The 23,771-nt window shown below is 69.0% G+C and carries 17 protein-coding genes; 9 read left to right on the plus strand and 8 right to left on the minus strand.

Annotation, left to right across the window (positions count from 1 at the left end):
• Positions 1-55: 55 nt before the first annotated feature.
• Positions 56-3,832 (minus strand): ATP-dependent RNA helicase HrpA, encoded by a 3,777-nt coding sequence (gene hrpA, locus VIM54_RS01240; RefSeq protein WP_331898496.1) that lies wholly within the window; start codon positions 3,830-3,832, stop codon positions 56-58.
• 159 nt (positions 3,833-3,991) lie between these two features.
• Between hrpA and VIM54_RS01245 the strand changes: the two genes are divergently transcribed.
• Positions 3,992-4,900 carry a hypothetical protein gene (locus tag VIM54_RS01245; RefSeq protein ID WP_331898472.1) on the plus strand — a complete coding sequence of 303 codons (909 nt, stop codon included), beginning with the start codon at positions 3,992-3,994 and terminating at the stop codon, positions 4,898-4,900.
• Positions 4,901-5,118: 218 nt separating this feature from the next.
• On the opposite strand, the gene VIM54_RS01250 is transcribed toward VIM54_RS01245, so the two are convergent.
• Positions 5,119-7,014, minus strand: a complete 1,896-nt coding sequence (locus tag VIM54_RS01250; protein WP_331898474.1) for an AMP-binding protein — start codon at positions 7,012-7,014, stop codon at positions 5,119-5,121.
• A 153-nt stretch (positions 7,015-7,167) separates the two neighbouring features.
• Here VIM54_RS01250 and VIM54_RS01255 point away from each other — a divergent pair, with 153 nt between their 5' ends.
• From VIM54_RS01255 to VIM54_RS01270, 4 genes are read left to right on the plus strand one after another with little or no spacing between them, the layout of a single operon-like run.
• Positions 7,168-7,818 carry a GntR family transcriptional regulator gene (locus VIM54_RS01255; RefSeq protein ID WP_331898498.1) on the plus strand — a complete coding sequence of 217 codons (651 nt, stop codon included), beginning with the start codon at positions 7,168-7,170 and terminating at the stop codon, positions 7,816-7,818.
• Between the two features lie 9 nt (positions 7,819-7,827).
• The gene (locus VIM54_RS01260; RefSeq protein ID WP_331898476.1) at positions 7,828-9,336 is read left to right on the plus strand and encodes an MmgE/PrpD family protein; all 1,509 of its coding nucleotides are present in this window, start codon (positions 7,828-7,830) and stop codon (positions 9,334-9,336) included.
• Positions 9,336-10,229, plus strand: a complete 894-nt coding sequence (prpB, locus tag VIM54_RS01265; RefSeq protein WP_331898477.1) for a methylisocitrate lyase — start codon at positions 9,336-9,338, stop codon at positions 10,227-10,229. Before VIM54_RS01260 ends, prpB begins: the two co-directional genes overlap by 1 nt.
• A 35-nt stretch (positions 10,230-10,264) precedes the next feature.
• A complete protein-coding gene (locus VIM54_RS01270) occupies positions 10,265-11,377 on the plus strand; it encodes a bifunctional 2-methylcitrate synthase/citrate synthase (protein WP_331898479.1) in 1,113 nt (370 codons plus the stop codon).
• Between the two features lie 110 nt (positions 11,378-11,487).
• Here the strand turns inward: VIM54_RS01270 and VIM54_RS01275 are convergent, their stop codons facing one another.
• Together VIM54_RS01275 and VIM54_RS01280 are read right to left on the minus strand one after the other, a co-directional pair.
• Complete coding sequence (locus VIM54_RS01275) at positions 11,488-12,057, minus strand: TetR/AcrR family transcriptional regulator (RefSeq protein ID WP_331898481.1); 570 nt, start codon at positions 12,055-12,057, stop codon at positions 11,488-11,490.
• Positions 12,058-12,118: 61 nt separating this feature from the next.
• Entirely contained in the window at positions 12,119-12,880 is a 762-nt protein-coding gene (locus VIM54_RS01280) for an MBL fold metallo-hydrolase (RefSeq protein ID WP_331898483.1), read from the minus strand.
• Between the two features lie 22 nt (positions 12,881-12,902).
• On the opposite strand from VIM54_RS01280, the gene VIM54_RS01285 reads away from it, so the two are divergent.
• Entirely contained in the window at positions 12,903-14,753 is a 1,851-nt protein-coding gene (locus VIM54_RS01285) for a thioredoxin domain-containing protein (protein ID WP_331898485.1), read from the plus strand.
• Positions 14,754-15,252: 499 nt separating this feature from the next.
• On the opposite strand, the gene VIM54_RS01290 is transcribed toward VIM54_RS01285, so the two are convergent.
• From VIM54_RS01290 to VIM54_RS01300, 3 genes are all read right to left on the minus strand, one after another.
• On the minus strand, positions 15,253-15,828 hold the full coding sequence (locus VIM54_RS01290; RefSeq protein ID WP_331898486.1) for a CoA-binding protein: 576 nt from the start codon (positions 15,826-15,828) through the stop codon (positions 15,253-15,255).
• Positions 15,828-17,135 carry an O-acetylhomoserine aminocarboxypropyltransferase/cysteine synthase family protein gene (locus tag VIM54_RS01295; protein WP_331898487.1) on the minus strand — a complete coding sequence of 436 codons (1,308 nt, stop codon included), beginning with the start codon at positions 17,133-17,135 and terminating at the stop codon, positions 15,828-15,830. Before VIM54_RS01295 ends, VIM54_RS01290 begins: the two co-directional genes overlap by 1 nt.
• Positions 17,136-17,203: 68 nt before the next feature.
• Positions 17,204-18,862, minus strand: a complete 1,659-nt coding sequence (locus VIM54_RS01300; protein ID WP_331898488.1) for a dolichyl-phosphate-mannose--protein mannosyltransferase — start codon at positions 18,860-18,862, stop codon at positions 17,204-17,206.
• A gap of 54 nt (positions 18,863-18,916) precedes the next feature.
• On the opposite strand from VIM54_RS01300, the gene rsmI reads away from it, so the two are divergent.
• On the plus strand, positions 18,917-19,741 hold the full coding sequence (gene rsmI / locus VIM54_RS01305; protein ID WP_331898490.1) for a 16S rRNA (cytidine(1402)-2'-O)-methyltransferase: 825 nt from the start codon (positions 18,917-18,919) through the stop codon (positions 19,739-19,741).
• Here rsmI and VIM54_RS01310 read toward each other — a convergent pair.
• Positions 19,728-20,588 carry an aldo/keto reductase gene (locus VIM54_RS01310; RefSeq protein WP_331898492.1) on the minus strand — a complete coding sequence of 287 codons (861 nt, stop codon included), beginning with the start codon at positions 20,586-20,588 and terminating at the stop codon, positions 19,728-19,730. The genes rsmI and VIM54_RS01310 overlap by 14 nt on opposite strands.
• 158 nt (positions 20,589-20,746) lie before the next feature.
• Here VIM54_RS01310 and VIM54_RS01315 point away from each other — a divergent pair, with 158 nt between their 5' ends.
• On the plus strand, positions 20,747-22,741 hold the full coding sequence (locus tag VIM54_RS01315; protein ID WP_331898493.1) for a S53 family peptidase: 1,995 nt from the start codon (positions 20,747-20,749) through the stop codon (positions 22,739-22,741).
• Positions 22,742-22,863: 122 nt separating this feature from the next.
• Positions 22,864-23,771: methionine--tRNA ligase (locus VIM54_RS01320; protein WP_331898495.1), on the plus strand; the 908-nt coding region annotated here is incomplete at its 3' end.

Genomic DNA, 23,771 nt, shown 5'->3' on the forward strand with positions numbered 1-23,771 from the left:
AGCCTAACCCCGTCGCGCCGGGATGGCGCCTTGGGCGGTTCGGGGGCTCGGCCGGCTATTCGGCGAGAAGCCGCGTGATGCGCTGCAACGACACCGGTTCTGCCGTGGCGATGTGCTGGGCGAAGAGGCTCAGCCGCAGCTCCTCGAGCAGCCAGCGGGCGCGCACGAGACGCTCGTCGGCCCCGGTCGCGAGCGACAGGGTGCCGCCGGCCGCGGTGTAGCGCGCCGTGGCCGACTGCACCTCCGACATCCACACCCGGTCCCGGCCCAGGTTCTCGGCCAGCTTGCCGATACGGTGCACGATCGCCGTGAGGTACACCGGCAGTCGGCGCAGTTGGGCAAGGCCGGTCGCCGACACGAAGCCGGGATAGACGAGCGCCGAGAGCTGTTCGCGGGTGTCCGCGAGCGGGCTCAGCAGCGCGACGCTCGTGGCGGCCTTGATGGCCTTCTCCACCTCGCGGCCACGGGCGATGATCGTGGACACGAGCGACACCGTCTGGAACAGCGAGTCCATGATCGTCGCGGACACGGCATCCCGCGCCGACTCGAATTCGGGCCGCGTCCAGACCTCGCGGGTGCCGAGCACCGCGTCGATGCAGGCCGCCATGCAGTCGGCGAAGAGCTCCCCGGTGGTGCGGTACGGGCTCTGCGCGAGGGTGAGCTTCTCGGCCTGGGTGAGGTGTTCCTGCACGTAGGAGACGGGGGAGGGGATGGCGAGGAGGAGCATCCGACGCACCCCGGCTCGCATCGCGCTCGCCTGGTCCTGCGGGGTGCTCATCAGCCGGATCGCCACCGTCGCGCCCTCGTCGACGAGGGCCGGGTACGCGCGGATCGTGTTGGTGCCCTGTTCGGTGTCGAGGATGCGGGGAAGCTCGTCGAAGTCCCAGCTGGTGATGCCCGTGCGCTCGATCGCGTTGGTCGGGATGGCGACAGAGGCGCGTGCAACGCTCTCCCGTACCGACGTGGCCAGTCGCTTCTGCAGCTCGACCAGGTCCTTGCCGCTCGCGACCGGGCGCGACCGTTCGTCGAGCACCGCGAAGGTCATCCGCAGGTGCGGCGGAATGCGGGCCTCGTCGAAGTCGCCGGCGGCGACCGGCACGTAGGTGAGCCGGGTGATCGCGGCGGCGAGGGTCGCCTTGAGCGAGAACTCGCCCGGCTCGGCCGGAAGCTCGGCGAGAAGCTTGCGTGCCCAGTCGGTTGCGGGCACGACGTTGCGGCGGATCGGCTTCGGCAGCGACTTGATCAGCGCCGTCACGAGGTCCTCGCGCAGCCCGGGCACCTGCCAGTCGAAACCGTCCGGGCTCAACCGGGCGAGCAGCGCGATCGGCACCTGCACGGTCACGCCGTCGTCCTCCGCGCCCGGCTCGAACCGGTAGGTGAGGGTGAGGCGCTGGTCACCCTGCTGCCAGAGGCTCGGGTATGCGTCCTCCACCGGCTCGACCTCGGTCGCCTCCGGCTCGTCGACGAGGTTCTCCGCGGTCATCGTGAGCAGTTCGGGAGTCTCGACCCGCGCCGTGCGCCACCAGGTCTCGAAGGATCGCTGGGAGGTGATGTCCGCCGGGATGCGGCGCTGGTAGAACTCGAAGACGGCCTCGTCGTCGTAGAGGATGTCGCGTCTTCTGGTGCGCTCCTCGAGCTCGGCGAGTTCCCGGCGCAGGGCGCGGTTGGCGCGGTCGAAGGCACTCATCCGAGCATCGAGCCTGGCCAGATCCCACTCGCCGTCGACGAGCGCGTGCCTGATGAACAGCTCGCGGGCGTAGCCGGGGTCGACCCGGGAGAACTGCACCCGGCGCCTCGCGACGATCGGCACGCCGTAGAGGGTGACCCGCTCGTAGGCGACGGCCGCACCCTGCTTCTTCTCCCAGTGCGGTTCGCCGTAGCTGCGCTTGACCAGGTCCCCCGCGATCGGCTCGGCCCAGGCCAGATCGATCGCCGCGTTCGTGCGGGCGAAGAGCCGGCTCGTCTCCACCAGTTCGGCCGACATGATCTCGGCCGGCTGCTTCCTGGCCAGGGCCGAACCGGGGAAGATGCTGAAGCGCACCTGGCGAGCGCCCACGTAGTCCTTCTTCGCGGCATCCCGGATGCCGATCTGGCTCAGCAGGCCGGCGAGAAGCGAGCGGTGGATGCCGTTCGGGTTGACGCTCGCGCCGGTGATCACGAGGCCGAGCGGCTTGGCCTGGCGTTCGAGCTGCCGGTAGACGTCCTTCCACTCGCGCACCCGAAGGTAGTTGAGGTATTCGCTGCGGCACATCCGGCGGAACTGGTTGCCGCTGAGCTCCTTCTCCTGCTGCTCGAGGTAGTTCCAGAGGTTGACGAGGGTGAGGAAGTCGCTCGTCGGGTCGACGAAGCGGGCGTGCGACTGGTCGGCCTGCTGGCGCCGCTCGAGGGGACGTTCGCGGGGATCCTGGATGCTGAGGCCCGCGACGATCGCCATCACCTCGCGCGTGACCCCGTGCTGCTTCGACTCCACCACCATGCGGGCGAGGCGCGGATCGATCGGCAGCTGCGCGAGCTGGCTGCCCACCCGGGTGATCGTGGGCTCGGCGCTGGTGCCGGCGACGGCGCCGAGCTCCCGCAGCAGATCGAGGCCGTCCTTGATGCCCCGCGAGTCCGGCGGCTGCAGGAACGGGAAGCTCGCGATGTCGCCGAGCCCGAGCGAGATCATCTGCAGGATCACGGCGGCGAGATTGGTGCGAAGGATCTCCGGCTCGGTATATTCCGGTCGCGACATGTAGTCGGCCTCGGAGTAGAGCCGGATCGCGATGCCGTCGCTCGTCCGGCCGCTGCGGCCCGAACGCTGGTTGGCGCTCGCCTGGCTGACCGCCTCGATCGGCAGGCGCTGCACCTTCGACCGCACGCTGTAGCGGGAGATGCGGGCCGTGCCAGCGTCGATCACGTACTTGATGCCCGGCACCGTGAGGCTCGTCTCGGCCACGTTGGTGGCGAGCACGACCCGGCGCCGGATGCCGGGCGCCCTGGCGGTGTCGAACACTCGGTGCTGGTCGGCGGCGCTCAGCCGCCCGTAGAGGGGCAGAACCTCGGTGAACGGGAGGTTCCGTCCGCGGATCGACTCCTCCGCATCCCGGATCTCGTTCTCGCCGCTCAGGAAGACGAGCACGTCGCCGGTGCCCTCGCGGGCGAGTTCGTCGAGGGCGGCGTTGATGCCCTCCATCGGGTCGAGGTCGGCCGCGGTCTCGGCGGCATCCTCGTCGTCGTCGATCGGCGCCTCGGCCACGAGCGGGCGGTAGCGCACCTCCACCGGGAAGGTACGGCCGCTCACCTCGATGATCGGGGCGTCGCCGAAGTGCTTCGAGAAGCTCTGCGGGTCGATCGTCGCCGAGGTGATGACCACCTTGAGGTCGGGCCGCCTGGGCAGGAGCTGCCGCAGGTAGCCGAGCAGGAAGTCGATGGTGAGGCTGCGCTCGTGCGCCTCGTCGATGATGATGGCGTCGTACTTGGTGAGCAGCCGGTCGCGGTGGATCTCGTTGAGCAGGATACCGTCGGTCATGAGCTTGATGCGGGTGTCCTTGCCGACCCGGTCGGTGAAGCGCACCTGGTAGCCGACGAGGGCGCCGAGCTGGGTGCCGAGCTCGTCGGAGATGCGTTCGGCGATGGTGCGGGCGGCGATGCGACGCGGCTGGGTGTGACCGATGCTCTGCTTGCCGAGCTCGAGCAGGATCTTCGGCAGCTGCGTCGTCTTGCCCGAGCCCGTCTCGCCGGCGACGATCACGACCTGGTGATCACGGATGGCGGCGGCGATGTCCTCGCGCCGCTGGCTGACCGGGAGGTCTTCCGGGTAGGTGATAGGGATGTCCGACATGCGGCTTCTAATCCTACGGAGTGTAGGTGGGCAGAGTCTCCGGCCTCGAGGTGCCCACTTCTGCCGTCAAGGGCACACGGGTAGCGGCGAAAGCGGGCGCCTGAATGGAACCGTACGACCGCGATGTGGAGAAGGCGCTCGGCGTTGCGCGGGATCCGGCAGTCTCGAGGCATGCCCCGTCGCCCCCGCCCGCTCCCGCCGGGGATCGCGCGCGGGGCGTTCACCGTGGAAGAGGGCCGTGCGTCTGGGCTGAGCGCTCGACGACTGCGCGCAGGCGACCTTGATCGCAGGTATTGGGGCCTGAGATCGGCCGCCCGGGCGAGCACGCTTCGCGAGCGGTGCCTGCTGCTGCAGCGGCGGTTGCCGGACCACGCGTTCTTCAGTCATACAACAGCGGCCGTGCTCGCCGGCATCCCCGTGCCGCTCTCCTGCGAGACGGATCCCGCTCTGCACGTGAGTGTCGTGGATCCGACCCGTGCGCCTCATGCTCGAGGGCTTGCCGGCCATCGGCTTCGCATCGAAGAGATCGACATCGCCGTGCGAGGGGGTATTCGCCTCACGTCGGCGGCCAGAACCTGGTGCGATCTCGCCGACATTCTCACCCTGCCTGATCTTGTGGCTGCCGGCGACCACATCATCCACTGGCGACAGCCGCTCGCCACCCGGAAGCAGCTCGAGGTCGCCGTCGCGTCGCGCGTCGGGCGCCGCGGACTTAAGGTTCTCCGGCGGGCAGTTCAGATGCTCAGCGACCGCGCGGAGTCGCCGCCGGAATCGCACCTTCGGGTGATCCTGCTGCTTGCCGGGTTTCCGGAACCTCGGGTCAATCACGCCGTCACCGATCGAAATGGCGAGTTCGTCGGTCGCACGGACCTCATCCTCGACGCGGAGAAGATCATTCTGGAATACCAGGGCGACTATCACCGCCCGGGGCAGCGCCAGTGGCGCGCCGACATGACCCGCCGGTCGCGTCTCGAGGCGCTGGGCTGGCGAGTGATGGAGCTGAACGCCGACGACCTGAAGGATCCGGTCGAGCTTGTGGCCCGCATCCGCGCTCTTGCCGCCCTGCCTCGCACCCTCTGACTATTTCGCCCCGTCCGCCCCGCTCGAGCAACTCCGAGCAACGAGGTGCCCAGTTTTGTCGCTTTTCTGCAGCTGAAGCGACAAGTCTGGGCACCTCGACGATGCGGGGGCGGGCGAGGGGCGGCGAGGGCGCGGGGGCGCGGGGGCGCGAGGGCGAGCGGGCGAGGGCGGGGCGGGCGAGGGCGGGCGGGCGACGACGGGAGCGGGGCGGCGGAAGGTCAGCCGCGTGCCACCGAGTCCACGATCACCTGGATCGCCTGGGTGTCCTCGATGGTCGGCGGGATCACGTAGTCCTCGCCATCCACGATCTGGCGCATGGTCTTGCGCAGGATCTTGCCCGACCGCGTCTTCGGCAGCGCGCTCACCACCACCACATCGCGGAAGGCGGCGACCGCGCCGATCTGGTCGCGCACCATGGCGACGAGCTCCGCGGCGAGCTCGCTCTCGACGGGGGTCGAGCCGCTCTTGAGCACCACATAGCCGACGGGTTTCTGCCCCTTCAGCTGGTCGGCGACGCCGATGACCGCGCACTCGGCGACGGCCGGATGCTGCGCGAGCACCTGCTCCATCGAGCCGGTCGAGAGGCGGTGCCCGGCGACGTTGATGATGTCGTCGGTGCGTCCCATCACATACAGGTAGCCTTCGCGGTCGAAGTAGCCGGAGTCGCCGGTGAGGTAGAAGCCGGGGAAGGCGGAGAGGTACGAGTGGATGTAGCGGTCGTCGCCCTTCCACAGCGTGCTGAGGGTTCCGGGCGGCAGTGGGAGCCTGATCACGATGTTGCCCTCGGAGAGCGGATGCTGCTCGTGCCCGTGCTCGTCCACGATCTCCACCTGGAAGCCCGGCACAGGGAAGGAGGGGGAGCCGGCCCGCAGCGGCAGTTCCTCGATGCCGCGCGGGCTCGCGCAGATCGCCCAGCCGGTCTCGGTCTGCCACCAGTGGTCGACGACGGGCTTCTCGAGCAGCGCGGTCGCCCACGTCCAGGTCTCCGGATCGAGGCGTTCGCCGGCGAGGAAGAGAGCGTCGAGCGAGCCGAGGTCGTACTGGTCGGCGAGGGTGGCGTGCGGGTCGACCTTGCGGATGGCGCGCAGCGCGGTGGGGGCGGTGAAGAGCACCTTGACCTTGTAGTCGCTCACGACGCGCCAGAAGGCGCCGGCATCCGGCGTGCCGACCGGCTTGCCCTCGTAGAGCACCGTCGTGGCCCCGGCGATGAGCGGCCCGTAGACGATGTAGGAGTGGCCGACGACCCAGCCGACGTCGCTCGCGGTCCACATCACATCGCCCGGGTGCACGTCGTAGATGTTGCGCATCGACCACGCCATGGCCACGGCGTGGCCGCCGTTGTCGCGAACGACCCCCTTCGGCGCGCCTGTCGTTCCGGAGGTGTAGAGGATGTAGAGCGGGTCGGTGGCCGCGACGGGCACCGGATCGTGGGGCGTCGCGACGCTGGCGGCCTCGTCCCAGTCCCACCAGTCCACGCCGGCCGCGCCCTCGAGCTCCCGGGCGGAGCCGGGAACCTCCGGCCGGTCCTTGACGATCACGGTGCGCACCGTGCCGCGGCTCAGCTCAAGGGCGGTGACGATCGTCGGCAGGTATTCGACCACCCGGCTCGGTTCGATGCCGCCCGAGGCGGTCACGATCACGGTCGGCTCGGCGTCGTCGAGTCGGACGGCGAGCTCCTTCGCAGCGAAACCGCCGAAGACGACGGAGTGCACGGCGCCGAGGCGCGCGCAGGCGAGCATCGCCACGACGGCCTGCGGCATCATCGGCATGTAGATCACCACGCGGTCGCCGGCCGACACGCCGGCCTGGGCGAGCACGCCGGCGAACCGGGCGACCTTCTCGAGCAGCGCCGAGTAGGTGTAGCTCTTCTTCGCGCCGACCACAGGGGAGTCGTAGATGAGCGCCGTGGTGTCGCCGCGGCCGGCGATCACATGCCGATCGAGCGCGTTGTAACAGGTGTTGAGCATGCCGTCGGCGAACCAGCGGTAGAGGGGGGCGTTCGACGCGTCGATCGCCGCGGTCGGTGCGACGTCCCAGTCGATCGCCTCGGCAGCCTCGAGCCAGAATCCCTCAGGATCGCGGATGCTGCGCTCTGTCGTGGAGCGATAGTCCATGAAAACCTCCCCGTTGAAGTTCGTGTGTATACACAAAGATGCTCTAGTCTGGCATATTGAGTCCGAATAGGGTCACAATTGTCTAATTTGTATACACAGCCTAGACTGCACGACACGCCCGCCAACGAGGGAGATGGGACCATAGCTGTTGCACTGCGCGCGAGCGATCGCGCCTATCTCGTTCTTCGCGAAGAGATCATCGACTGGGAGCTACCGCCAGGGAGCGTGCTCGGCGAGGTGGAGCAGTCGGCCAGGCTCGGCCTCTCCCGCACGCCGTTGCGCGAGGCTCTCGCCCGGCTCACCGCCGACGGTCTCGTGCGCGCCCAGGCCGGCCGGGGACTCGTCGTGAGCGACATCTCGGTGGAGAACATCCGCGAGCTGTTCGAGGTGCGCCAGTCCCTCGAGGCGCAGGCGGCCCGACTCGCGGCGATCCGGCACGAGGGCGACGTGTTCCACCAGCTCGGCCGCGAATTCCAGGCCGTGCCGCAACTGCTCGAACGCGACGATCCGGCCAGGCACGCCTATTACGGGCTCGTCGAGCGGTTCGACCAGGCTGTGGATGACGCGGCAAGAAACCCGTATCTGGTCGCTGCGCTCAACGGCCTTCGCACCCATCTCGTGCGCGTGCGCCGCCTCGCGAAGGACAACCCGGTGCGCCTCTCGGCCGCCGCGGGGGAACACCTGCTCATCGTGCAGGCGATCGACGCGCGCGACGCGGACCTCGCCGCCCATGCGACCCACGTGCACCTGCACAACGCGCTGCAAAGCGCCCTCGAGTCCACTCAACACGCCCCGACCACGTAAGGAAGCACCGTGAAACTGCACTCCGTTCGTCCGCACCCGAGCTCCGAGAACCTGCCGCGCGAGCACCAGCTCGCCTGGAAGATCGCCGAGGTCGCGACCGACCCGGTGGCGGTGACGGATGAGGTGGCGGAGATGATCGTCAACCGCGTGATCGACAACGCGGCGGTCGCCACCGCGTCGCTCACCAGGGCTCCCGTCGTGGCCGCGCGGGCCCAGGCGCACGATCATCCGTACGACCCCGGGTCCACGGTCTTCGGCTTCGGCGGCCGGTACAGCCCCGAGTGGGCGGCCTGGGCGAACGGGGTCGCCGTGCGCGAGCTCGACTACCACGACACCTTCCTCGCCGCCGAGTACTCGCACCCGGGTGACAACATCCCGCCGATCCTCGCCGTGGCCCAGCACGCAGGCAAGTCGGGCGGCGACCTCATCCGCGGCATCGCCACCGGCTACGAGATCCAGGTCGACCTCGTGAAGGCGATCAGCCTGCACGCGCACAAGATCGACCACGTCGCGCACCTCGGCCCGTCGGCGGCCGCCGGCATCGGCACCCTGCTCGGGCTCGACACCGCCACGATCTTCCAGGCCATCGGGCAGGCCCTGCACACGACCACGGCGACGCGGCAGTCCCGCAAGGGCGAGATCTCCACCTGGAAGGCGTACGCCCCGGCCTTCGCCGGCAAGATGGCGGTCGAGGCCGTCGACCGGGCGATGCGCGGGCAGACGAGCCCCACCCCGATCTACGAGGGCGAGGACGGCGTGATCGCCTGGCTGCTCGACGGACCGGATGCCCGGTACGAGGTTCCGCTGCCCGAGGCCGGCGAGGCCAAGCGCGGGATCCTCGACACGTACACAAAGGAGCACTCGGCGGAGTACCAGGCGCAGGCCTGGATCGATCTCGCCAGAAAGCTGCACCGGGAGTATCCGGCACTCGGTGACGGCGGCACCATCGAGCGGGTCATCATCCGAACCTCTCATCACACGCACTTCGTGATCGGGTCGGGCGCGAACGACCCGCAGAAGTACGACCCCCGGGCGAGTCGCGAGACTCTCGACCACTCGATCCCGTACATCTTCACGGTCGCCCTGCAGGACGGCGAGTGGAACCACGAGCGCTCTTACGCTCCGGAGCGGGCCTCCCGCCCCGACACCGTCGCGCTGTGGAGACGCGTGGTCACCGAGGAGGATCCGGAGTGGACGCGCCGCTATCACTCGACCGACCCGGCCGAGAAGGCCTTCGGCGGGAGCGTCGCGATCACCCTCACCGACGGCTCAACGATCGTCGACGAGATCGCCGTCGCCGACGCGCACCCGCTCGGCGCGAGGCCGTTCGCCCGGGAGCAGTACGTGGCCAAGTTTCGCATCCTCGCGGACGGTGTGCTCGAACCGGCGGAGATCGAGCGCTTCCTGGACCTCGCCCAGCGGCTGCCGTCTCTTGCCGCCGACGACCTGTCCGGCCTCACCGTCACCGCCCGCCCGGGACTCCTGGCCGCTTTCCCCGGCCCGAAGGGACTCTTCTGATGCTGTACGCCACCACCACCGCCGCCGAGAAGCGCGCCAACCTTCGGGGCGCCCTCGCGACCGGTGAGCTGCTGCGCCTGCCGGGCGCCTTCAACCCGCTGAGCGCCAGGCTCATCCAGGACAAGGGCTTCGACGGGGTCTACATCTCCGGCGCCGTGATCTCCGCCGACCTCGGCCTGCCGGACATCGGGCTGACGACCCTCACCGAGGTCGCGGCCCGCGCCCAGCAGATCAGCCGGATGACGGACCTGCCATCGCTCGTCGACGCCGACACCGGATTCGGCGAGCCGATGAACGTGGCCCGAACCGTGCAGACCCTCGAGGACGCCGGGGTCGCCGGCCTGCACATCGAGGACCAGGTCAACCCCAAGCGCTGCGGCCACCTCGACGGCAAGGCCGTTGTCGACTCCGACACGGCGATCAAGCGCATCCGCGCGGCCGTCTCGGCCCGCCGCGACCCGAACCTGCTCATCATGGCGCGCACCGACATCCGGGCCCTGGACGGAATCGGGGCGGCGATCGACCGCACCCGGCAGCTCGTGGATGCCGGCGCCGATGCGATCTTCCCCGAGGCGATGGCGGACCTCGCCGAATTCGAGGCGGTGCGCCGGGCGATCGACGTGCCGATCCTCGCCAACATGACCGAGTTCGGCAAGAGCGAGCTGTTCACCACCCGGCAGCTCGCCGATGTCGGAATCAATATCGTCATCTACCCGGTGAGCCTTCTTCGGCTGGCGATGGGGGCGGCGGAGCGCGGCCTCGATACCATCAATGCGGAGGGTTCGCTCGCTTCGCGCGTTCCCGACATGCAAACCCGGGCGAGACTGTACGAGCTGCTCGACTACGAGGCGTACAACGCGTTCGATAGTTCGGTATTCAACTTCACCGTCTGACGACGGCCGGGCCACGGAAAATCACAAGGAGCACCATGACCGATCCAGCCATCCACAAGGGCCTCGCCGGTGTCGTCGTCGACTTCACGGCGGTCTCGAAGGTGAATTCAGACACCAATTCGCTGCTGTACTGCGGCTACCCGGTGCAGGAGCTCGCCGCGAAGTGCTCCTTCGAGGAGGTTGCCTACCTTTTGTGGCACGGCGATCTTCCCGACGAACGCCAGCTGGCCGAGTTCGAGACCCTCGAGCGTTCGCTCCGGGCCCTGGACGACAACGTCAAGCGCGTGATCGACGATCTTCCGCTGACCGCCCACCCGATGGATGTCGTGCGCACCGCGGTGAGCGTCATTGGTGCCAACGATCCGGATGCGGCAGACTCGAGCCCCGAATCCAACCTGGCCAAGTCGGTGTCGCTGCTGGCCAAGATTCCCGCCATCGTCGCGTACGACCAGCGCCGCCGTCGCGGTGAGCACCTGGTCGAGCCGCGCGACGACCTCGGCTACAGCGCCAACTTCCTGCACATGACGTTCGGCGACGTGCCTGACCTCGTCGTGGTCAACGCCTTCGACGTGTCGATGATCCTCTACGCCGAGCACTCGTTCAACGCGTCGACGTTCACCGCGCGCGTGATCACCTCCACCCTCGCCGACCTGTACAGCGCCGTCGTCGGCGCGATCGGCGCCCTCAAGGGCGCGCTGCACGGTGGGGCCAACGAGGCGGTGATGCACGCCTTCGACGAGATCGGCAGCGCGGACAAGGCCGCGGCCTGGCTCGACGCCGCGCTCGCGGAGAAGCGCAAGATCATGGGCTTCGGCCACCGGGTCTACAAGCACGGCGACTCCCGGGTGCCCACCATGAAGGCGGCGCTCGACACCCTCATCGCCGAGCACGACGCGCAGGATCTCGGCGATCTCTACGACGCCCTCGAGACCGCGATGGCGGAGCGCAAGAACATCAAGCCGAACCTCGACTACCCGTCGGGTCTCGCCTACCGCCTGATCGGCTTCGACACCGAGATGTTCACGCCGCTTTTTGTCGCGAGCCGGATCACCGGCTGGACCGCGCACATCATGGAGCAGCTTGGCGCGAACGCGCTCATCCGTCCCCTGAGCCTCTACAACGGCCCGGACGAGCGGCACATCGACTGACCTCGACCACGAATGCCCGGCACTGGAAGGCGGTGCCCCAGGCTCCGCCCTCCAGTGGTCTGGATGTCGTGTTCTGGCCTTCCAGCGAGTTGGCCTTCCAGCGAGTTGGTTTAGACGGGTTGGGTGGCTCCGGCGACCGGTGCGAGCTGGTCGAGCGCGAGCAGGTCGAGACCGGTCTGCACGAGCTTCGCGAGCAGCGCGTCAGACGCCGGCTCGCGCATCACGAACTCGGAGAGGAACAGCGGTCCCACGATCTGCAGGTACTGGTCCCGGGTGACCGGGGCGACAGCGTCGGTGAAGGCGTCGATCGGCCAGGCGCCGAGGGCGGCGAGAGGCTCGGCCGCGGCGTCGTCCTGGGCGGCCTGGTGGATCAGGGTCGCGAGGGCGACATTGGTCACCGGGTCGTGCAGGCGTTCACGGATCGTGCCCAGGAAGATCTCGAGGCGCTCGCGCGGCGAGAGTCCATCCGGGCTGAGTCCGTCGCTGTTCTCATGGAGCGTCACGGCGTCGCTGATGACGCGCTCGATCGTGCCCCAGTGGGTGTACAGCGTGCGCCGCGAGACTTGCGCTCTCGTGGCGAGGCTGGTTAGCGTCAACGGCTCCCCCGAGCGCTCGCCGAGCATCTGGCGGGCGGTATTGCGCACGTGGAGCCGGGTTCTCTGCACTCTAGGATCAGACATCTGCTCATGATAGGCCCGAGGCGCGGACATACCTAGGACTTTCGACCCCGGGTGTTCCGAGTCATACGCCCCAGTAAAATTGCACCCGTTCGCCCCGCGGCGTGGCGACGAGGAGGTCGGTGCCGTCGAACGCCGCCTCCAGGTTGGCGCGGTTCTCCGAGAAGTGCGCCCAGTCCTCGGTGTGCACGCCGACCACCCGTTTCGCGCCCAGCATTCGCGCCGCAGCCACGGCATCCGCCGAGGTCAGGGTGAGCGGAGCATCCACGGCGGGTACGCGCGCCGCGCCCGCGTTGAGCACGGCGATGTCGATGGGCGCGAAGCGGTCGGCGATCTGCCCGACGAGGGGGAGGGACGCGTTGTCGCCGCTCACGTAGACGGTCGGCTCGTCCGGTGCTTGCAGCACGAAGCCGATGACCGGTCCCGACCGGCGTTCCGAGCCGGGCGGACCGTGCAGCGCCGGCACGGCGGTGATCGTGACCGCCCCGATTTCGAACGTCTCCCAGCCGTCGAGGCCGATCACGCTTCCGCCGAAGAGGTCGTTCGCCGCCATCACGGTGCTGAGCGTCGGAATGCCCTGCGCGATCAGTTCGAGACCCTCGTAGTCGAGGTTGTCCTTGTGGCCGTGGTGCGAGAGCAGCACGAGGTCGACGGGGCCGAGCTCGCTTCGCGGGATGCCGGGGCCGTGCGTCTTCACGAGGGTGGTCGACCCCGGTTCGGCATAGGTCTGGGGCGCATCGAACGTGGGATCCGTCACGATGCGGAGGTTCGCGTAATCGAGAAGGACCGTTGGTCCACCGATGTAGGTGATGGCTGTCGTAGACACCCTCTGAGCCTACGCTGGAGAGATGCCGAACCACCTGACGGATGCTGTGAGCCCCTATCTGCGGTCCCACGCCGACAACCCGGTCGACTGGTTTCCTTGGGGCGATGCCGCCTTCGCGGAGGCGGAGCGCCGGGATGTTCCGCTGCTCATCTCGATCGGCTACTCCACCTGCCACTGGTGCCACGTGATGGCGAGGGAGAGTTTCAGCGACCCGGACATCGCGGCACTCCTCAACGACGGCTTCGTGGCCGTGAAGGTGGACCGGGAGGAGCATCCCGATGTCGACGCGAGCTATCTCGCAGCGGCGGGCGCCTTCACCGAGAACCTCGGCTGGCCGCTCAACGTGTTCGTAACCCCGCAGGGTCGCACCTTCTACGCCGGAACCTACTGGCCTCCGGCGCCGATGGGCGGGCATCCGGCGTTCCGGCAGGTTCTCGAGTCCGTGCTCGACGCGTGGCGGCACCGGCGTGCGGAGGTGGAGCAGAACGCCGCTGTCGTTGCGGCGGCGATCGCCGACCAGGGCGTGCCGGCGGCCGGTGCCCTGCCGGGCGCCGCGGGACTCGCGCTGGCGGTGCGGCACGTGCTCGATGGCGAGGACACCGCGTTCGGCGGATTCGGTCGAGCGCCCAAGTTCCCGGTCGCGCCCGTGCTGCTCTTTCTGCTCGAACGGGGCTCCGCCGGGGACACGGAGGCGGGTGCGCTGGCCGCGCGCACCCTCCGCACCATGGCCGGCTCCGGGTTGCGGGACTCCCTCGAGGGCGGCTTCTTCCGCTACGCGACGGCGCGCGACTGGACAGAGCCGCACTACGAGCGGATGCTCTACGACAACGCCCTGCTGCTCCAGGCCTACGCGCGCCTCGAGCAGCTCGAGCCGGGCAGCGGCCGGGCGACCGCCGAGGGAATCGTCTCGTTCCTTAACGGCGTGCTCTCCCGGCCCGGCGGCGGTTTCGCCTCGGCCCAGGACAGCGAGAGCACGGTCGACGGCGTGCGCGTGGAAGGCGGCTATTACTCCCTCGATGCCGCGGGGCGGGCCGCTGGGCAGCCCCCGGCGGTTGACGCGAAGGTGCTCACCGGCTGGAACGGTCTCGCGATCGAGGCGCTTGCCACGGCCGGCCTTGCGCTCTCCCGTCCCGACTGGGTGGAGGCCGCGTGCTCGACGGCCGACGCGATCCTGACCCGGCATCTCGCGGCGGACGGCACGCTGCTCCGCGCGTCGATCGGGGAGCGCGTGTCGAGCGCCAAGGCCACCCTCGAGGATTACGGCATGCTCGCCGCCGGCCTCGTCGCGCTCGCCGGGGCGAGCGGGGAGGTGCGCTACGCGATCGCCGCGCGCCACCTCGTGGATGTCTCCATTGCGGCGGCCGCCGCCACTCCGTTCGGCGTGCCAGGCGGTGCCGACCCGGCGCTCGCGGCCCGCGGCCTGGCCCTCGAGGTCGACCCGTCGGAGGGCGCGTATCCGTCCGGGCTAAGCGCGATGGCCTCTGCTTCGCTCCGGCTGTACCTGCTCACCGGCCATGCCCCGTATCGGGAGGCAAGCGAGCACGCCATGGAACTGCTCGCGCCCCTCGCGGTGCCGCGGCCGGTGTCGTTCGGCGGGGCGCTCGCCGTGATGTCCGCGCTCGCGGCGCCCGTCGGCCAGCTCGTGGTCGTGACGGACGACGCGGACTCGGCCATGGCATCCGTCGCCCGCGGCTGGTTTCGCAGCGGGGCGGTCAGCACGGTGGTCACCCGCGCCCAGACCGCCGCGTTCGCCGCCGCCGGGTTCGAGCTCTTCGAGGGCCGGGACCGGGAGGCCGCCTACCTCTGCGAGTCGTTCGTCTGCCGGCTGCCGCTCACCGATGCGGCCGAGCTCGAGCGCGCTCTGCGGTCCTGAGTGCTTCGGGCGTGACGGCCAGCAGGCTCCGGTTGTGTAGGACGTTGGCGCTCCGGTTGTGCAGGACGCCTCGCGTTCCGGTTATGCAGGACGCCTCGCGTTCTGGTTGTGCAGGACGTTTGGCGCTCCGGGTTCGGGCGTGACGGCCGGCGGACTCTGGTTGTGCAGGACGCCTCGCGTTCCGGTTGTGCAGGACGTTGGCGCTCCCGGTTCGGGCGTGACGGCCGGCGGACTCTGGTTGTGCAGGACGGCGCCTCACCGGCACGCCGACACTCCACGCGGGCGCCGGACTAGCTGTCCTGCAGAACGGGAGTCTGTGCGGGGGAGCCGGGCTGGCGGGGCCGTGTCCTGCACAACGGGGCCGAAGAACCGCTGTCCTGCACAACGGGGCCGAAGAACCGTTGTCCTGCACAACGGGGCCGAAGAACCGTTGTCCTGCACAACGGGGCCGAAGAACCGCTGTCCTGCACAACGGGGCGAGCAAGCTGCCTTGGAGGCCTCAGCGCACCGTCTTGCGGGAAGTGATCACTCCCGTGTCGAAACCGAGCAGGTGCAGGCCGCCGTGGAACCGGGCGTGCTCGATCTTGATGCACCGGTCCATCACCACCGTCAGTCCCTTGCTCTCGCCGTAGATCGCGGCCTCCTGGTTCCAGATGCCGAGCTGCACCCAGATCACCGGGGAACCGATCGCGACGACATCGTCGATCACGGAGGGGATGTCGCTCGCCTTGCGGAACACATCCACGATGTCCGGCACCTCCGGCAGCGACGCGAGATCTGGATAGGCCTTGTGCCCGAGGATGGTGTCGGCGTTCGGGTTGACGAAATAGACCCGGTAGTCGCTCGACTGCAGCAGGTAGGTGCCGACGAAGTAGCTCGACCGCGCGGCATTGGGGGACGCCCCGACGATCGCGATCGACTTCGCCTTGCGCAGGATCGCGAGCCGCTCCTTGGCGCTCGGCCCCACCCAGGTGCGCTGCGACTTGAGCAGCCTGGCGAGCGGAGAATCGGCCGGGAGCGCGCAACTGAGGCCGTTCGGCAGAACGGTCACATCGGTCGCCGGTGCTGTGCTCATCAGTTGCCCTTCGTCGCGGCCGTCAATGCCTGGTCGAGGTCGTAAACAATGTCGTCCGGGTCTTCTATTCCTACACTGATGCGCACGAGTCCGGGAAGCACGCCGGCATCGGCGAGCTGCTGCTCGTTCAACTGCGCGTGCGTGGTCGACGCGGGATGGATCACGAGCGTCTTGGCGTCGCCGATATTCGCGAGATGGCTGGCCAGGTTCACCGACTCGATGAACGTCTGCCCCACCTCTCGGCCGCCCCGAACGCCGAAGCTGAACACGGCGCCCGGCCCCTTGGGAAGGTACTTCTTCGCGCGGTCGAAGTGCGGGTGGCCCGGCAGCCCGGCCCAGTTCACGAATTCGATTCGTGGGTCGGCCTCGAGCCATTCGGCCACGATGCGGGCGTTGTCCACGTGCGCCTGCAGGCGGAAGGGGAGGGTCTCCACGCCCTGGGCGAGCAGCCAGGCCGAGTGCGGAGACAGCGCAGGACCGATGTCGCGCAGCTGCTCGGCACGCAGTCGGGTGAGGAACGCGTACTCGCCGAAGTTGCCGTGCCAGTTCAGCCCGCCGTACGACGGCACCGGCTGGTCGAAGAGCGGGAAGTGCTCGTTGGCCCAGTGGAACCGGCCGGACTCCACCACGACACCGCCGAGGGTCGTGCCGTGCCCGCCGAGGAACTTCGTGGCCGAGTGCACCACGACATCCGCTCCCCACTCGATCGGCCGGGTGAGGTATGGGGTGGCGATCGTCGAGTCGATGATGAGCGGGATGTGGTGCGCGTGGGCGACATCGGCGAGCCCCTCGAGGTCGGCGATCTCGCCGGACGGGTTCGCCACGATCTCCGCGAAGATGAGCTTGGTCTTGTCGGTGATCGCCGCCGCGTAGTCCTCCGGGTTGGAGCCCTGCACGAACGTCGTGTCAACGCCGAAACGGCGCAGGGTCACGTCGAGCTGGGTGATCGAACCGCCGTAGAGGCTCGCGGAGGCGACGATGTGGTCGCCGGCGCCCGCGAGCGAGGCGAAGGTGATGAACTGCGCGCTGAGACCGCTCGCCGTCGCGACCGCGCCGAGCCCGCCCTCGAGCGAGGCGATGCGCTCCTCGAACGAGGCGACGGTGGGGTTGCCGAGGCGGCTGTAGATGTTGCCGTACTTCTGAAGGGCGAAGCGGGCCGCGGCATCCGCGGTGTCGTCGAAGACGAAGGCGGCGGTCTGGTAGATCGGCAGGGCACGCGCCCCGGTGACGGCATCGGGGATGTTCCCGGCGTGGATTGCGCGGGTGCGGAAGCCCCACTCTCGGTCTGTGTTGTCGCGTTCGGCCATGCGAGAACGCTACCGGAGCGTGGCCGGCCGGGCCGCTCGCGCACGCCACGAGACGTAACACGCCACGGCTATCGCCAGCCGGGCAGCCAGTAGTGCGCCTGCGAGAACCAGGTGGGAATCTGCAGACCCGTCCACACCGGGTAGAAGAAGGCGCTCACGAGCACCGCGAGCACCAGGAAAACCGCCACGATCCGGATGCCGCGCAGCCGCTGCCAGGGGGGATCCGTGCGCGAACCGAGAATCAGGCCGATCACGAAGACGAGGCCGAGGATCATGTACGGCTCGAAGACGATCGCGTAGAACTGGAACACGGTGCGCTGCGTGTAGAGCAGCCAGGGCAGGTAGCCGGCGACCATGCCCATCAGGATGAGTCCCGCCCGCCACTCGCGGTACCGGATGAGGCGATAGACGAGGTAGAAGATCGCCGCGGTCGCCGCGTACCAGATGAGCGGATTCGCGATCGAGGTGATGTACTGGGCGCATCCGCCGGCCAGCGTGCACCCGCCCTGGCCCTGGGCCTGCCCCTCGTAGAAGAAGGCTGTCGGCCGCTGAAGGAAGAGCCAGCCGAGCGGGTTGGCCGAGTACGAGTGCACCGCGCGCTCGTTCACGTTGAAGTCGTAGACGCTCTGCTGGTAGTGCCAGAAGCTCTGGATCGAGTGCGGCACCCTCGAGAACACTCCGGTCGCCGCGTTGCCCGGCGCGTCTGCGAAGCCGCGATAGTAGCCGCCGTAGGTGCGGAACCAGCCGATCCAGCTCGCGAGATAGGCCGCCCCGGCGATCGGGACGGTGAGCAGGAAGGTGACCGGCGCCTGCCGGAACACGACGCCGCTCGCCCAGAACACGAGCCCGGCCCGGCGACGCGCGGCGGCGTCGACGACGAGGGAGTAGATCGCGAACGCGGCGAGAAAGTAGAGGCCGCTCCACTTCGTGGCGCTCGCGAGTCCGAAGGCGAGCCCGGCGGCGACGAGCCACGGACGAAACCACAGGGCTGGCCCCCAGTCCGTGCCTCGGCCGGCATCCGTCCTGGCCGCGATCCACGCGGAGAGCCTCGACGCGCTCTGGGAGCGGTCGAGCAGGATCGCCCAGAAGCCCGCGAGGGTGAGAATCATCACGAAGTTGTCGAGCAGCGACGTGCGGGACATCACGATGGCGTGGCCGTCGATCGCCATCAGCCCGCCCGCGATCGTCGCGAGCACGGTCGACGTGAGCAGGGCGCGGGCGATCATCGCGAGAATGAACACCGCGAGGATGCCGGCGACGGCGGTGCTGATGCGCCAGCCGACGCTGCTCTCCGCGCCCAGCGCCCGAAGCCCGACCGAGATGAGCCACTTTCCGAGCGGCGGATGGGCCACGTACGACCCGGCCGACGAGTAGATGTTCACGGTGCCGGCGTTGAAACTCTTGTCGGCGTCTGCCGGCCACGACCCCTCGTAGCCGAGATTCATGAGCGTGTACGCGTCCTTCACGTAGAAGGTCTCGTCGAACACGAGGGAGTGCGGGTCGCCGAGCCGCCAGAGCCGCAGCACGGCGGCGAGGAGGGTGACAGCGATCGGACCGCCCCAGTACCACAGGCGCTGCCGCAGCGGCGTGCCGAGCATCCGCCCCCACCAGGCATCGATTCGGGTCAGTGGATGCTGGCCAGCGGTCGCGTCGTCTGTCGCCCGGTCGGGCGCTCTCCCGGCGGCGGGGGCGACGAGCGCGTCGAAGCCGGCGTCTGGTCTGGTCACAGGAGCAATGCTAGGGGAGCGAACCGGTGAGAACCGGGATGGGAGGATGGGGCCATGATCATCCTCGCCGCGACTCCGATCGGCAACCTCGGCGACGCCTCCCGGCGACTCGTGGAGGCGCTCGGCAACGCCGAGGTCATCGCCTCGGAAGACACCAGGGTCACCATCCACCTCATGCGCGCCCTCGGCATCGACAACCGGCCGCGGCTGATCGCCCTGCACGAGCACAACGAGGTGGCCAAGGCGGCCGAGATCGTGGAGCTCGCGCGGGGTGTCGACGTGCTCGTGCTCACGGATGCCGGCATGCCGGCCATCAGCGACCCCGGCTTCTCGATCGTGACGGCGGCGGCCGCGGCCGGCGTCACAGTCACCGCGCTGCCCGGCCCCTCCGCCGTCATCACCGCCCTCGCCGTGTCCGGCCTGCCGACCGACAGGTTCACCTTCGAGGGGTTCCTGCCCCGCAAGGGCCGGCTCGCCTTCCTCCGCACGCTGGCGCGGGAACCGCGCACAATGGTCTTCTTCGAGTCGCCCAATCGGCTGGCTGGCGCGCTCGGCGACATCGCGACGGCCCTCGGCGGCGACCGTCGCGTGGCCGTCTGCCGGGAGCTCACGAAACTCTACGAGGAGGTGCGCCGGGGAACCGCCGCCGAGCTCGTGGACTGGGCCGCCGCCGGGGTGAAGGGTGAGATCTGCATCGTCGTGGAGGGCGGTGCCGCCCAGCAGGTGGATCTCGCGACCGGCATCGGCCAGGTCCTTGCCCTGGTGGAGTCCGGTTCCCGGCTCAAGGAGGCCGCGGCCGAGGTCGCCGAGGCGACGGGCCTCGGCAAACGCGACCTCTACGAGGGGGCGCTCAGTTCGCGCGGGGTCAGCTCGCGCTGAGCCTCTCGAGGTCGCTCGTGCGCAACACGAGGTCGGCGGCCAGCGCGGAGTCGGCGATGCTCTCCGGGCGGCTCGCGCCGGGGATCGGGATCACGCAATGGCCGAGCGCGAGCTCCCACGCGAGGGTGACCCGCTGCGGGCTCACCCCGAGCTCCTCCGCGATCTCGGCGAACGCCGGGTGGTCGCCGAAGACCTCCGCGCCGCGCCCCACGCCGCCGAGGGGGCTCCAGGGCAGGAAGGCGATCTCCCGCTCGACGCAGTAGTCGAGCTCTCCCTCGCTCGACCGGTACGCCGGGGAGAACTGGTTCTGCACCGACACGAGGCGGCCGCCGAGCACATGGTCGGCGAGGGCGATCTGCTTGAGGTTGGCGTTGGAGATGCCGGCCATGCGGATCACGCCCTCGTCCATGAGCTCGCGGATGGCGCCGATCGACGTCTCGTAGGAGACCCCGGGGTCCGGGCGATGAAACTGGTAGAGGCCGATCGATTCCACGCCGAGTCGGCGTCGCGACTCCCTGGCCGCCTGCTTGAGGTGGGCGGGGGAGCCGTCCCGGTCCCACGGTCCGCCGTCGCGATGCACGAGCCCGCCCTTCGTCGCGACGAGCACACCGGAGGTGTCGCCGGACCACGAGGCGAGCGCCTCCGCGACGAGGGTCTCGTTGTGGCCCTGACCGTCGGCATCCGTCGTGTAGGCGTCGGCGGTGTCGATGAGAGTGATGCCGGCGTCGAGGGCGGCATGGATGGTGCGGATCGCCTGGGGGCGCTCGGGCCGACCCTCGATCGACAGGGGCATCGCGCCGAGCCCGATCGCGCTCACCTTCGTGTCGCCGATCCTGCGATATCTCATGCCGCAAGCCTAGGGCGAGCCCGCCCGGTGCACGGCTGACGCCCACCGGCGCCGCATATACCGATTCTTCTGCCCCCCTTGTGGTTACTTTTGCTCAGCATTAGGGTCACGTTTGTGCGGTTTCGCGCTTCATGCCTTGTGCTCAGGAAGGATTTTGGATGACCATTTTCGCGCGCTCGGGGGCGTCCTCACGAAGGATCGTCGCCATCGTGGCCACGGTGGCAGCAGTCGTCGCCCTGTCATTCACGGGAGTCTCGGCGGCCACCGCCGCGGATCGCGTCCCGTTCTCTGGTTCCGTGCCGTCGTGGGCGAAGACCGCCAACGACGCCGGAGCGCCGGCCGCCGACACCACGGTGGAGGGTGAGATCTACTTGCCCCTGCGCAACGCTGCGGCGGCCGAGGCCCTCGCGGTCGCGGTGTCCACCCCCGGCGTGCGCGGCTACCGCCAGGCGCTCTCCCCCCAGCAGTGGATCCAGCGGTTCTCCCCGACCCAGGCCGACCTGGATGAGGTGGTCTCCTACCTCACGTCGCAGGGCCTCACGATCAGCGCGGTGCCGGCCAGCCGACAGTTCGTCGTCTTCCGGGGCACGGCCGCCCAGCTCAACGCGGGCTTCGCCACCGATCTCCACAACTACAGCTACGCCGGCCAGACCCTCGTCGCGCCGGCCGCGGCGCCCTCCGTGCCTGCCGCTCTCGGCGGCAAGGTCTCCGGCGTCAGCCTCGACCAGGCCCGCTTCCTCACCAGGCCGGACTCGATCAAGCAGGGCGACCTCGGCGCGGCGGACGGCGTGCAGGCCTTCGGCCGCCAGGCCGCCGTCACTCCAACGGTGCCCGCCCCGTGCTCGACCTACATCGGCGAGAACACGGTCACGGTGCCGGCCGCCTACGGCAAGACCCAGTTCAGCACCAACATCTGCGGGTACACCCCGGCGCAGCTGCGTTCGGCCTACGGGCTCGACTCGCTCGCCAAGTCGGGCGTGAACGGCGCCGGCCAGACCGTGGCGATCCTCGACGCCTACGCGTCGCCGTCGATCGTGAGCGACGTCAACACCTACTCGGCCGCTCTCGGCGAGCCGGGCCTCACCTCGGCGACCTACCGGCAGATCGTGCCGGCGCCGAGCGAGTTCAAGGACCAGGAGGCCTGCGGATTCCCGAGCGGTTGGCAGGGGGAGCAGACCCTCGATGTCGAGTCGGTGCATGGCATCGCCCCCGGTGCCAAGATCCTCTACGTCGGCGGATTCAACTGCGGCGGCGGTCTCGATGTCGCACTGGCGAACGTGCTAGACAACAAGCTCGCCAACATCGTGAGCAACAGCTACGGCAACCTCGGGGAGGCCATCCCCTTCGACGCTCTCATGGGCGCGGAGAACCTGCACATCCAGGCCGCAGGCGAGGGAATCGGGCTCTACTTCTCGAGCGGCGACAACGGTGACGAGATCGCCAACCTCGGCTTCGCATCGCCCGACTTCCCGGCATCCTCGCCGTACGTGACGGCGGTGGGCGGCACGAGTGTCGGCATCGACAATGGCGGCAAGATCGCGCTCGAGACCGGATGGGGCGACACCGCCGACGTGATCACGTCGACCGCTGGGGTGCTGAAGTACACGGAGACGCCCCCCGGCACGCTGTTCCTCGGCGGGGCGGGCGGCGGCACGAGCGGCGTCTTCAAGGCCCCCGCCTACCAGCACGGCATCGTGCCGGCGTCACAGTCGAAGGGCTTCCGGGTGTCTCCCGACATCGCGGCGCTCGCCGACCCGTACACCGGCTTCTCGATCGGCATCAGCCCGATCGTCGATGACACGACACTCGAGACCGGTGCGTTCGAACGGGACACCTACGGTGGCACGTCGCTCGCGTCGCCGATCGTGGCCGCGCAGATCGCGATCGTGCAGCAGGCGACCCGCACCTCGATCGGGTTCGCCAACCCGACCCTGTACGGGCTCGACCGCATCCTGCCGTCCTCGTTCCGCGACGTGCTGCCGCAGGATCCGCGCCAGGCTCTCGTCTACACGAGCGCCAGGAGCGGGCGCAGCTTCCTGATCAGCCTCGACACCGACACGACGCTCACCACGGCGAAGCGGTACGACAACGTGACGGGGATCGGCGGCGTGACCTTCGGGCTGCTGTCGCTGCTCGCGCAGGGCAGGCACTAACCGCGCCACCGTGATCCGGCGATCGGACGTCCGCACCAGTTGCGACGGTCGATCGCCGGATCACGCGGCGGGCGAACGGCGACGCACGTAACACTCCCCGGTCGGCGAATAGACTGGAGCCCATGGCCGCCGGTGATTCCTTCTATATTGCGACGCCCATCTTCTATGTGAACGATGTGCCGCACATCGGTCACGCGTACACCGAAGTTGCGGCCGACGTGCTCGCGCGCTGGCACCGCCAGGGCGGCGACGACACCTGGCTGCTCACCGGCACCGACGAACACGGCCAGAAGATCCTGCGCACGGCTGTCGCCAACGACACGACGCCGAAGGCCTGGGCCGACAAGCTCGTCGCGGATGCCTGGCTGCCGCTGCTCAAGACGATCAACATCGCCAACGACGACTTCATCCGCACCACGGACGCACGCCACGAGAGCGCCGTCACGATCTTCCTGCAGAAGCTCTACGACGACGGGTTCATCTACTCCGGTGAGTACGAGGGCTACTACTGCGTGGGCTGCGAGGAGTACAAGCAGATCGACGACCTCATGGAGCTGCCGAGCGGCGACTACGCCGGAAAGCTGCTCTGCAAGATCCACTCGATCCCCGTCGAGGTGCTCAAGGAGAAGAACTACTTCTTCCGCATGAGCGACTTCGAGCAGAAGCTGCTCGACCTGTACGAGTCGCAGCCGGACTTCATCCAGCCGGAGAGCGTGCGCAACGAGATCATCCAGTTCGTGAAGTCGGGGCTCGACGACCTCTCCATCTCGAGGTCCAGTTTCGACTGGGGCATCAAGATCCCGTGGGACCACAGCCACGTGCTCTACGTGTGGTTCGACGCGCTGCTCAACTACATCACCGCGATCGGCTACGGCACGGACGAATCGAACTTCGACCGCCGCTGGCCGGCCGTGCAACTCGTCGGCAAGGACATCGCCCGGTTTCACGCGGTGATCTGGCCCGCCATGCTCATGGCCGCCGGGCTGCCGACGCCCCGGCGGGTGTTCGGCCACGGCTGGCTCCTCGTCGG

It is taken from the genome of Lacisediminihabitans sp. (assembly GCF_036569425.1).
Taxonomy (GTDB): Bacteria; Actinomycetota; Actinomycetes; order Actinomycetales; family Microbacteriaceae; genus Lacisediminihabitans.